Below are 11,586 nucleotides of genomic sequence, written 5' to 3'. Positions count from 1 at the left end.
GTTGGAATGTTTGTTTAAAGGGAGCGATAATCATTTCGTCTTCCACACGCGGCGACAATTGGTTGCTTTCAGCCCCAAAATGGTCTTCAAGAATTTCGAGTGGCATGTCGTGCAAGTCCTTATCGGGCAGCGTTTCCAGCAATGCCAACGCGCGATCCAGACGGTCTGAGTGACTGCTGACAAACTGATGGATGGTTTTCCAGTTGCCGCGAGCACGCTTTAAGAAGTCGCCTATGCGCCCATCTTTCTTGGGTTTGTAGAACGTGGCCTCGTAAGCGTGGCGTATACTGTCTTCTTTTGCCAACCTCAGCTTGTTGGCTACGGCCTCATCGAACGTTACCTCGGGTAGCGTGGCACTTTCAACGGGCGGTACGATATTAACCGAATCGAGTGCGCCCACCGTCATCTTTGCATCCGAACGGGCACTGCGGTTAAGGCGAATGGTAACGGCCTTATCCTTTCCGAAAGATGCCTTGGCAAATCCGTATGCCCCATTCTTAGAGGCCCACACCAGCATATCGCCCACGCCAGCGGTGAGGAACGTTCGCCCACGCGTGTCGGTAAACTTGTTCACAGCCGTGTAATACTCGGCATAATTGTATATCTTAAATTCCACTTTGGCCTTATCAACGGCTTTTCCTGCGGCATCCACCACGGCAAAGTCTACGCGAGCCGTGGGTGCATAGTTGGCAATGAGGTTTATTTCGGTGTAGTTACTGGTTCGCAACATCACTTCTTCGGGACCACGATAGTTGCCGAAAGCCTTTGTGTGCATAAGCATGGCGCGCGATGCAGGCAGGTTAAACCAGCCCAAGTCGAGCACTGGTTCGGGTTCGCAGGCGCCAAGGAAGTGCCATTTGCCGTCGGCCCATGCCTCCACCCACGCGTGGTTGTCGTCGGTATGCGCCCAACGTGGCGTGTACACCTGCCTTGCGGGGATGCCCAACGTACGCAATACGGCCACGGTGAACGTGCTTTCTTCGCCGCAACGCCCAATGGCGGTCTTCATACAGGCCAAAGGCGCCAACGTACGCGCGTTAGATGGCTGATAAGTTACATGCTCGTGGCACCAGTGGTTCAGTTCCAGCACGGCCTCGGTCATGCTCAAACCCTCTACGCGTTTTTTCAGTTCGTCGTACAACGCCATGCGCGTGTTGTCCAAGTTCTCGTTGTTCACACGTATGGGAAGTACGAAATGTCGGAACAACAGTTCGGGAACATCTCGTCCCCAAGGCATTTCGTCGCGCGCCTTGAACGTGGCCTTCACGTTATCTAGGTAGAAAGCGGTGGTGTAATCGGTGACATCGGCCACGGGCATGTAGGCATACAGAAACTCCAAAGCCTCTTGTTCGGCCACCGAAGGCACGGTTTGGGTTGCAGTGAAGAAGTTCTTGCCCACCAACTGCATTTTCTCGGTGAAGTCTTTATGCACTTCTGCACGGTATTTGTCGTCAGAAATGAAATGGTAAAATCCAGCCTGGGCAACGTTACATGCCACCAAGGCGACAAAGAGTGATAGAAATAGCTTTCTCATGCTGATAGTAAATGGTTTTGTTGATGTAAGATAAGGGGTTGTGACATTATGGTATGCGTGGGTCATCTTGTTGTAGTTTTGCGGTGTCTGCATGGCTAAAAGATGGCTTGCGCATTTCGTTTCTCAGAAGTTTTTTGCGCCCCGTCGGCCGTATGGCTTGCATATCGGCTGGCGACGGGGACACAAATGCAATTAACAAACAAACTATTTAATATGGAAAAGAGGTTTTATCGTACGCCCAAAGCCCTGCTCGTGCGCCTGCATCCCGTTCAAAATCTCGTTTTTATCTGTCGGGCAAAGCAGCCGCATTGCCTGCGCCGCATGTGGGGTCTCGGGCTGTCGGCGCATCTCGTTTGGGGCTGTGGAGGTCTGTTTGAGGGGGCTATTCGTTCTCCGTTTCGCCGCGCAGCTCCTTTATTGTGTGTCTAACACGGCGTGCGGTGGTAACTTCTCGATAGGCCTCATCGGTGTCTTTTCCGCCCATTCGCACGTTTCCGCCCATGTATTGGCATGTCGAGAGCACCGATTCGCGTGCAGAAAAGTGGAACTGGGTAACGTCTGTCTCCACGTGTATCTTGAAGATGTTGCGTTCGTTAACGCCACATCCGGCCATGATAGCGATGTTTTTGCCTGCCCGTTTGTGCAGTTTGTATAGCAGGGGGATGCCTTTTTCGGCCGTTTTCTGCTGTCCAGAGGTTAGCACACGGTTAAATCCCAGCTGTTCCAGTTGGCCTAAGGCATCGAGCGGATTGCGACATCTGTCGAAAGCGCGATGGAAAGTTGCCGCCATTTGCCCCACGTGTGCCATGAGTTTGGCGTTTTTGTCAAGGTCGATGTCCCCCTCGGGGGTTAAACATCCAAACACCACGCCGTCTACTCCCGCCTCTCTACATGCGTCGATGTCGGCGGCCATGATGTCCATTTCTAGGTCCGAGTAGGTAAAGTCGCCCCCTCTGGGCCTGATGATGACATGCAGCTTGGTGGTGTTAAGCAGTCGGCGCGCCGTTACGATGTCGCCATGCGAAGGCGTTGTGCCGCCTTCGGGTATGCCTGCGCAAAGCTCCACCCTGTCGGCCCCACCCTCTTGGGCCGCCAAACAGCTTTCCACGCTGTTTGCGCATATCTCAAATTCAAAGTTGTTGCTCGTTTCGTTCATACAATATCTACATTGTTTGGTTAAATAGATTGCCGCCTTTTGCGGCGTAGTTGTGCATTATACAGCACAGTTTTCGCCTTAATTGGCGGGCCATTGTGTTGCGTGCTTGTTGCCATTATCCGTAGAAAATTTGTCTTCTGCGTTGTTCATTGTTTCCGCATGGCGTGTGTTGTGTGCATCGCTCATGGCAAAGATACAAAATAAGCGGCAATAATGCAGCCGTTTCTTTAATATTTAATGTAAATTAAAACACCACATTTACGCGCTTTTGTGTTTTGTAACAAGTTTAAAGAAAGACTTTGTTAGAAAGTCGGATTTGCATTCCGAATTTGCTTATTGGCTAATATAAGTTACCACGTAGAAAATGTATGCTTTTCGGTAGGGGCTTGAACATGATGTTTAAGCCTGCCAAATGTTCAATGCGAAGTTGTGTTGAGTTTTAGCTTTTCTACAAATTGGGCGGTGTTTATGCCTTTGCGCCGCAAAATAAAGATACCCCCCGTTGATGCACGAAGTGCCTGGCCAGGATGGGATGAAATCTGAAATTATGCCCCATCTGTCTGTGTCAAAACGTGGCTATGCCTTAAAAAGTGGATGGGCGGAAGTTATTCAACGCAGTCTCCACAAGCAGGAAACCGCTTGTCGATGGCCTATTACTTCTGCGTTTCCACGATGTTGATGCCGTTGTACGTGAGCAACATGCCCTGCAACCGCTCGTTCTGCCCGTCGCAAGCCTACATGTTTTCTGCGCCGTTGGCCACTCGCGCGAGCCAACTGCATAACCTCTTTTGTCTAGTTTTTAGTCGTAAATTTAACATTATGAGTGGCCTTTTTGTCCACCAATCGCTCACCTTGCCGCAAAAAATCGATTCTCGCGGAGGTTTGTTTTGGTGCAAAACGAGGGTAGCATGCGAATGCAACGAAATGAATATTTATTTAAAGAAGTCGCCATTTGCACCAACTTTTGGGCCATTTATAGCAAAATATAGTGCGTTTTGGTGCAAAATAGCGTGCGTTTTGGTGCTAATTACACTGCGTTTTGGTGCTAAATACAATGCGTTTTGGTGCTAAATACAATGCGTTTTGGTGCAAAACGCAAGGTAAAATGGTGCAAAACGCAGTGCAAAATGGTGCTAAACACAAGGCGAAAGGCATAAAAATACGCTACAATTGCATAAACAAAACCTTTCAGAGCTATGAAATACATAGCCCAAAAGGGCAAAATAGCCATTAAAAAGTGGGTTTTGGGGGTCTAAAAGTGTTTTTTGGGGCCGCAAAAATCATGGGTTGGGCACCAATCTAGAAAGGTAAAATGGTGCAAAATGCAGGTAGTTTTCTTAAAAGGCGACAAGTTAGAAGGCGTGAAAGACCGAAAAAAGGGGTGATTTACCTACATTATGGCCTTTATTTTCGCTAGAACGGAACGAAAATTAGAGCGATATTGTAAAATAAAAGATAGCGATTTAAGGTTTTGAGTTGATGAGGTTTTGAGTTTTTGAGTTTGTAAGTTGGTGAGTCTTTTTTTAGTTTGTAAGTTTGTGAGTTGATGTGTTAGGGAGTTGTTGGTTTTTCGTAAGTTTATAAGCCAATGAGTTGATTACAACTAGGTTCAACTAGGCATCCTAGATTAACTATAACAACAAGAATATCTAGAACAACAAGAAGATCTAGAACAAAAAGAATATCTAAAACAACTAGGCATTCTAGAATATCTAAAACAGCTACAATATCTAGAACAGCTACCCCCACATCCACGCCTGCGAAGTAGAAACAGCCCACTAACTCGGAAACTTTGGCCAAGCAAACAAAAAAGTAAGGCAACATGATGGTGCTTTCTGGGTTTATCATTAAATTTGCAGTATAACGCAAAGGCCCACACCACCACTTCAATATGAACCCAAAACTCACAACATTCGCCCTCCCTTTGCTTGCCCTTTTAGCCCTGTCGCTATCGGCTTGCAGTACAAAGAAGAGTTATTTTATAGGCGTTTCGCAGTGCAGCGAGGACTCGTGGCGAACGAAAATGAACAGCGAGATAAGGCGCGAGTCTTACCTCTACGACAACGTGCACGTGGAGTTTGCATCGGCCAAAGACGATAACCGCGTGCAGATTGCGCAGATTGAACGTTTCATTGAACAAGGCGCCGACCTCATTATCGTGTCGCCCAACGAGGCAAAGGCCCTTACGCCCGTCATCAACAAGGCCTTCGACCGCGGCGTTCGCGTGGTGCTGGTCGACAGGAAGAGTGCATCAGACAAGTACACGGCCTTTATCGGGGCCGACAATGTGGCCATCGGACGAGCCGTGGGGCGCTTTGTTGGCGAACATCTTGGCGGAAAAGGGCGCGTAATGGAGTTGCAAGGACTTCGCGGTTCGTCGCCCGCCATGGAGCGCGACAGTGGTTTTCGCGAGGCTCTGGCACATTATCCGCAAATAAAAGTGGTGGCCAACGCCTACGCCGATTGGTTTGCACAGAAGGCCGAAAGCGAGGCCGAACGCATGTTTAAAGACGTGGGAGGAGCCGATTTGGTGTTTGCGCAGTGCGACAGAATGGGCATTGGGGCGCACCAAGCCACCCAAAAACTGGGCATAAAGGGCGTAAAGATTGTGGGTGTTGATGCTTTGCCCACCCCTGGCGACGGCATCGAGGCCGTGAAAAACGGAACTTTCTTGGCCACATTCGTATATCCCACGCATGGCGACGAGGTGCTAAAACTGGCCATGAACATATTGGAAGGTCGCCCCTTTCAGCGTGAAACCATCCTGAAAACGGGCGTGATAGATGCCACCAACGCCGAAAGAGCCTTGCAACAATGGGCCGAACTAACCCTGCTCGACAACAAGATGCAACGCCTAAACCACCGCATAGACGAGAGTTTGGCGCAATACAGCAACCAGAAAACCATCCTCGTGCTGGGCATTTTGTTGGTTTTCATCCTCATGGTTTTCGCTTTCTTCGTGCTCAAAGCCTATTTCGCGAAGGTGAAACTCAACGAACAGTTGGAAGGAAAGAACCGCGAAATAGAGGCCGCCACGCAAGCCAAGCTGATGTTTTTCACCAACGTAAGCCACGAATTGCGCACGCCTTTAACCCACATCGAAACGCCAGTGGAACAACTTTTGGCCGAAAATCAACTGTCGAAGGTGCAACGCAGGCTGCTCGAAGTGGCGCACCGAAACGTGCAAACGTTGCTAAAACTCATCAACCAAATACTGGATTTCAGGAAAGTGGAGGGCGGAAAGATGACCTTGCAGCTGGCCGAAACCGACCTTGCAGCACTGATTGGCAATGTTGTAAGCGAGTTTGTGGCAGCTGCCGAGCACAAGCGCATCAGGCTTTCTTGCCGTCTGCCCGAACACATAAGCGCCACAATAGATGCAGGAAAGGTGGAAAGGGTGGTGAGCAACATCCTTTCTAACGCCGTGAAGTTTACACCGGCAGCGGGCGAAATAAACGTAGAACTAGCTGCCGACACGCCACAAGGCACGGCCACGCTAAGCATAACCAATACGGGCAAGGGCATTGCCGAGAGCGATTTGCCCCACATCTTCGATCGTTTTTACCAACCGCAACACAGCGAAGGCGGCACGGGCATTGGCTTAGCCTTGGCAAAAGCCTTCGTAGACATGCACGGCGGGCACATCAGCGTTAGCAGTAAGGTAGAAGGAACAACGGTGTTTACCGTGCATCTGCCGCTGAATTTGCAGGCCGAAACACCGACATCGGCCGCCGAACAGTCGCCGATTGCCGAGCCACAAGCTTTTATCGTGCCCGCTACGCAGGCCACAACAAAGGCCGATGCTCCGCAGTTGCAGACCATTTTTGAAGAAAACAACGACCCCAATCAGCCTACCATCCTCTTTACCGACGACAACGACGACGTTTGCCAAATGGCTCGCACGCTGCTTCGAAACGCATTATCGCGTGCTTACTGCACCCAACGGCGTGGTGGCTTTGCAGATGGCAGAGCTGAATATCCCGGACTTGGTGGTGAGCGACGTGATGATGCCGCAGATGAATGGCCTGGAATTGTGCAGCCGACTGAAACAGAGCACGGCCACTAGTCATATTCCCGTGATTCTGCTCACGGCGCGAACACTCGACGAACAGCGCATCGCCGGCTACGAACATGGTGCAGATGCCTACATCACCAAGCCTTTTAGTGCGCCCTTGTTGTTGGCGCGCATCCACAACTTGCTACAAAGCCGTAAGCAACTAAAACAGGTTTTTGCGGGCGCAGACGAACTGGCGAAGGAGGAGATAAGCACACCCGACAAAGAGTTTGTGAGCAAAATACGCAACGAAATACATCGCAACATCAGCGATAACGACTTTGGCGTGGAGCAATTGGGTGCAGCGGTAGACCTGAGTAGGGTGCAACTTTATCGCAAGGTGAAGGCGTTAACGGGGCTTAGTCCTGTGGAACTTATTCGTGCCACGCGCGTAAACCGCGCACGTAAGCTGATTGAGGGCGGCGCAACATCGGTATCCGAGGTGGCTTACCAAGTGGGTTTCACCTCGCCATCTTATTTCACCAAGTGTTTTAAAGACCAATTCGGCGTTAGTCCGATGGAACTGCTTAAATAGTTAAAGGTGAAAAAGTGAAAGGGTGAAAAGGTGAAAAAATGGCTAACGCCCTTTAAAGGTGAAAGGTGAAAAGATAGCTAACGCCCTTTAAAGGTGAAAAAGTGAAAAGGTGAAAAGATGGCTAACGCCACCTCTACATTTGGCTTAACTCCCTAACTCCTTAACTCCTTAAAGGTGAAAAGGAGAAAAGGAGAAAAAATGGCTAACACCCTTTAAAGGTGTCGTGCAGTTTTTAGATTTCTAGTTCAGTCTAGTTCTCGGACAAGTCTGACCTGTCTGACTTGTCTGACTTGCCCTATTAGCCTAACGCAACCTATACATTTGGCTTAACTCCCTAACTCCTTTACTACTTACTACCTTTACTACTTACTACCTTTACTACCTACTTATAGGTATATTTAACTTCAATTAACCACTCTTCGGACACATTTGTTACCCTTTACTAGGTATTTTCCCATGTATCTTTGCACGCAAAATAACAAACATTAAACGTACAAAAACTGCATGATGGAGAATAAAATGTTTTGTTTCCAATGTCAGGAAACAGCCAAAGGAACGGGTTGTACCGTTAAGGGCGTATGCGGAAAAGAGGCCTCGACGTCCAACTATCAAGACCTACTACTAGGCGTGGTGCGCGGTGTTGCCACCATCGACCGAGCCATTCGCAAGGCTGGCGTGCAGAGCATTGCAGGTGTAGACACTTATTTTGTCGACGCATTGTTCGCTTGTATCACCAATGCCAACTTCGACGATGCCAGCATCCTCAAACGAGTAGACAAAGGTATCGCCATGAAAAAGCAGCTGTTGGCCATCGCCAAAGAGCATAATGTGGAGCTGCCAGCCTATCACGAGATACTGTGGGGTGGCGAAAAGGCTGACTACGAGGCACAAAGTCGTAAGGAAAGTGTGCTGCGCAACGAGAACGAAGACTTGCGTTCGCTAAAAGAACTCACCGTGCTGGGCCTCAAAGGTATGGCCGCCTACTACGAACATGCTTCGCGATTGGGTTATACCGACACCACCATTACCGACTTTATGGGCGATGCACTGGCCATTATCGCCAACCCCGACGCACCCATGGACCAGCTTTTGAACTGCGTTCTCGACACAGGCAAGTGGGGCGTAAACGCAATGGCCCTGCTAGATAAGGCCAACTCCACATCGTATGGCCACCCCGTTATAACCAAAGTGAACATCGGCGTGGGCAAAAACCCTGGCATTTTGATTTCGGGACACGACCTGCACGACATCGAAGACCTGCTGAAACAAACCGAAGGAACGGGCGTTGACGTGTACACCCACGGCGAAATGCTGCCCGCACACTATTATCCCGAACTGAAAAAGTACAAGCATCTGGTTGGAAACTACGGCAACGCGTGGTGGAAACAGAAAGAAGAGTTCAGCACATTCAACGGTCCTATCGTGTTTACCACCAACTGTATCGTGCCGCCTTCGCCAAAAGCCAACTACAAAGACCGCGTGTTTACGATGAACTCAACGGGTTTCCCCGGTTGGAAACACATCGAAGAAGATGCCAACGGGCATAAAGACTTTTCGGAAGTTATTGCCATTGCCAAGACCTGCGAGCCGCCAACGGAGATTGAAACGGGTGAGATTGTAGGCGGTTTTGCCCACAATCAGGTGTTTGCACTGGCCGATAAGATTGTAGATGCAGTGAAAAGCGGTGCCATTCGCAAGTTTGTTGCGATGGGCGGGTGTGACGGCCGCATGCGCAGTCGCGACTATTACACGGAGTTTGCCAAGCAGTTGCCCCACGATGTGGTTATCCTCACCTCGGGTTGTGCCAAGTTTAAGTACAACAAGCTTAACCTCGGCGACATCAACGGCATTCCTCGCGTGCTCGATGCAGGCCAATGCAACGACTCGTACACTTGGGCTGTGGTGGCTTTGAAGTTGAAAGAGATATTCGGTGCGGCCGACATCAACGACCTGCCACTTGCCTTTAACATCGCATGGTACGAGCAAAAGGCGGTTATCGTGTTGCTCGCCCTGCTGTCGTTGGGCATCAAGAACATCCACATCGGCCCCACGCTGCCCGCCTTTGTTTCGCCTGGCGTGCTGAAAGTGCTGGTTGAACAGTTCGGACTTGGCGGCATTACCACCGTTGAAGAAGACCTGAAACGAATGATAGGATAAGGCTTAGTGCCTGCCTATAATAAAGAAATCGGCCTAACCGCCCCTGTAAAGCAAGCACGGTTAGGCCGTTTTTTAGCTGATAGAAAAGCCAAATGCCAGGCTATCTAGACAGCCAAAGAAATCTAGTTTACCTAGGACAATTGGGTATGCAAGGGCTGTGTACCTAAGGCTCTCCCATCTTCTCCATCGGTTTTTATCAGTCTCTTTGCACCCATTGCTATCTGCCCTGCCCAACAACCTTCGCCACTTCTTCTTCCAAATACTCCATCGTGTCTTTGGGTTCGACGCGTTTCACCACCTTTCCATTGCGGTCGACGATAAACTTGGTGAAGTTCCACTGAATGTCGTACTCCACATTTATGGGCACATCCTTTGGCAAACGCTCAAACTCGGCGCGCTGTGTGGAGTCGCTCATCAAGTAACCAAAGAATGGTTGCTGGCGTTTGAGGTAACGATAAAGCGGAATGGCCTGCTTGCCATTCACGTCAACCTTGGCAAATTGCGGAAAAGTTACGCCGTAATTGGCCTCGCAAAACTGGCGTATCTCTTTGTTCGTACCAGGCGTTTGACCTTTAAACTGGTTGCAAGGAAAGCCTAAAACCACCAATCCTTTATCGCGATACTTATCGTAAAGTTCTTGCAAGGGCTTGTATTGAGGCGTAAGTCCGCACTGCGTGGCCGTGTTAACGATGAGCAACACCTTACCACGATACTTTGACAACGACACCATTCGGCCGTTTTCATCCTTTACCTTAAAGCCATAAACGTTCTTTTGCGCCATGCCCGAAAAGACAAAAAAGGCGAAAAGAGCAAGGGTTAAGGTCCTTAAAAAATAGAATTTTGAGTACATAAAATCTTTAATGAGTAAACTAAAAAGTCGCATCCACAACTCCTACCGGCCTCACCCCCGACCCCTCTCCAAGGGGAGAGGGGAGTGAAACGCCTTGTTGGGGCGTGGCTGTTATGCTTGTTTGTTCTTGTAATAGCCTTACATCGTTTATTATTTCCCCTTGTTGGGGCTTTACATATTGTATTATTTAGCCTTGTTGTAGCCTTACATATTACTCCCCTCTCCCCTCGGAGAGGGGTTGGGGGTGAGGCCGGTTGGGGGCGGATGTGAGGTCGGTAGGGCTGGAAATGAGGTTAAATAAAAAAACAGGGGCGACCATAAACAGGCCGCCCCCTTTTATCAGTTACGCTCCCAAATGTCCAAAGCGCGATGCCATTCGGCACTTGCCGTCGGCCATTTGGCAAGCATTACCATTGCACATGCTTATTGCTTCTTCAGTCTTTCGTAGCCATAGCGTGCAGAGCAGCACAACTCTTCCTCGATACGGATAAGTTGGTTGTACTTAGCCATACGGTCGGTGCGGCTCAACGAGCCAGTCTTAATCTGTCCAGAGTTGGTAGCAACAGCGATGTCAGCAATGGTAGTGTCCTCCGTTTCGCCCGAACGGTGCGACGTAACGGTGGTGTAACCAGCGCGATGAGCCATTTCGATAGCCTCAAGCGTTTCAGTGAGCGAGCCAATTTGGTTAACCTTGATAAGGATAGAGTTGGCAGCACCCATCTTGATACCTTTCTCCAAGAACTTCACGTTGGTAACGAAGAGGTCGTCGCCAACAAGCTGGCAGCGGTCGCCGATAGCCTCTGTAAGTTTCACCCAGTTGTCCCAGTCGTTCTCATCCAAACCATCTTCGATAGAGTCGATAGGATATTTGGTGATGAGTTCTTCGAGATACTTGATTTGTTCGGCAGCGGTAAGCTTCTTTCCGTTAGGATCTTTGGGCATGCCGTTTTTGAGTTGACGATAGTCGTAGTACCATTCGCCATTCTCTTGTACGGCAAATTCAGAGGCGGCACAGTCCATAGCAATCTTCACATCCTTGCCAGGTTCGTAGCCAGCGTCCTTAATAGACTTCATGATGGTGTCCAAAGCGTCTTCGATACCGTCGAACTTAGGAGCGAAACCACCCTCGTCTCCAACAGCGGTAGACAATCCGCGAGCCTTCAAGTTCTTAGCCAAAGCGTGGAACACCTCAGCACCCATGCGGATAGCCTCACGTTCGCAAGATGCACCTACGGGGCGAATCATGAACTCTTGGAAAGCGATGGGGGCGTCAGAGTGTGAGCCACCATTGATGATGTTC

Annotated in this window: 8 protein-coding genes; 3 read left to right on the top strand and 5 right to left on the bottom strand. The window is 49.6% G+C overall.

Features of this window, described 5'->3' with window-relative positions:
* From BN93_RS01905 to BN93_RS01885, 3 genes are all read right to left on the bottom strand, one after another.
* A partial coding sequence (locus tag BN93_RS01905) for a transglutaminase-like domain-containing protein (RefSeq protein WP_198007484.1) occupies nt 1-1,534 on the bottom strand: 1,534 nt, incomplete at its 3' end.
* A gap of 382 nt (nt 1,535-1,916) precedes the next feature.
* On the bottom strand, nt 1,917-2,690 hold the full coding sequence (locus tag BN93_RS01900) for a copper homeostasis protein CutC (protein WP_019186668.1): 774 nt from the start codon (nt 2,688-2,690) through the stop codon (nt 1,917-1,919).
* Between the two features lie 1,578 nt (nt 2,691-4,268).
* Entirely contained in the window at nt 4,269-4,538 is a 270-nt protein-coding gene (locus BN93_RS01885; protein WP_019186664.1) for a hypothetical protein, read from the bottom strand.
* Between the two features lie 43 nt (nt 4,539-4,581).
* On the opposite strand from BN93_RS01885, the gene BN93_RS01880 reads away from it, so the two are divergent.
* The 3 genes from BN93_RS01880 to hcp all read left to right on the top strand — a co-directional run bounded on the left by BN93_RS01880 (nt 4,582) and on the right by hcp (nt 9,436).
* A complete protein-coding gene (locus tag BN93_RS01880) occupies nt 4,582-6,756 on the top strand; it encodes a substrate-binding domain-containing protein (protein ID WP_232211070.1) in 2,175 nt (724 codons plus the stop codon).
* A complete protein-coding gene (locus BN93_RS18350; RefSeq protein ID WP_232211083.1) occupies nt 6,638-7,279 on the top strand; it encodes a response regulator transcription factor in 642 nt (213 codons plus the stop codon). Before BN93_RS01880 ends, BN93_RS18350 begins: the two co-directional genes overlap by 119 nt.
* 504 nt (nt 7,280-7,783) lie before the next feature.
* Nucleotides 7,784-9,436 (top strand): hydroxylamine reductase, encoded by a 1,653-nt coding sequence (hcp, locus tag BN93_RS01875; protein WP_198007483.1) that lies wholly within the window; start codon nt 7,784-7,786, stop codon nt 9,434-9,436.
* A 217-nt stretch (nt 9,437-9,653) separates the two neighbouring features.
* Here hcp and BN93_RS01870 read toward each other — a convergent pair whose 3' ends face one another.
* Both BN93_RS01870 and eno read right to left on the bottom strand, forming a co-directional pair.
* The gene (locus BN93_RS01870; RefSeq protein ID WP_316928602.1) at nt 9,654-10,286 is read right to left on the bottom strand and encodes a glutathione peroxidase; all 633 of its coding nucleotides are present in this window, start codon (nt 10,284-10,286) and stop codon (nt 9,654-9,656) included.
* A gap of 423 nt (nt 10,287-10,709) precedes the next feature.
* A partial coding sequence (gene eno, locus BN93_RS01865; protein ID WP_044259413.1) for a phosphopyruvate hydratase occupies nt 10,710-11,586 on the bottom strand: 877 nt, incomplete at its 5' end.

Source organism: Prevotella conceptionensis 9403948 (assembly GCF_000312305.1).
Taxonomy (GTDB): Bacteria; Bacteroidota; Bacteroidia; order Bacteroidales; family Bacteroidaceae; genus Prevotella; species Prevotella conceptionensis.
This window is presented reverse-complemented; position numbering and strand designations above follow the sequence as displayed.

Excerpts from the sequence above, each read along its gene's own strand:
- BN93_RS01900 (WP_019186668.1), bottom strand. The coding sequence starts at position 2,690 with ATGAACGAAACGAGCAACAACTTTGAATTTGAGATATGCGCAAACAGC.
- BN93_RS01885 (WP_019186664.1), bottom strand. The coding sequence starts at position 4,538 with ATGATAAACCCAGAAAGCACCATCATGTTGCCTTACTTTTTTGTTTGC.
- BN93_RS01880 (WP_232211070.1), top strand. The coding sequence starts at position 4,582 with ATGAACCCAAAACTCACAACATTCGCCCTCCCTTTGCTTGCCCTTTTA.
- hcp (WP_198007483.1), top strand. The coding sequence starts at position 7,784 with ATGATGGAGAATAAAATGTTTTGTTTCCAATGTCAGGAAACAGCCAAA.
- BN93_RS01870 (WP_316928602.1), bottom strand. The coding sequence starts at position 10,286 with ATGTACTCAAAATTCTATTTTTTAAGGACCTTAACCCTTGCTCTTTTC.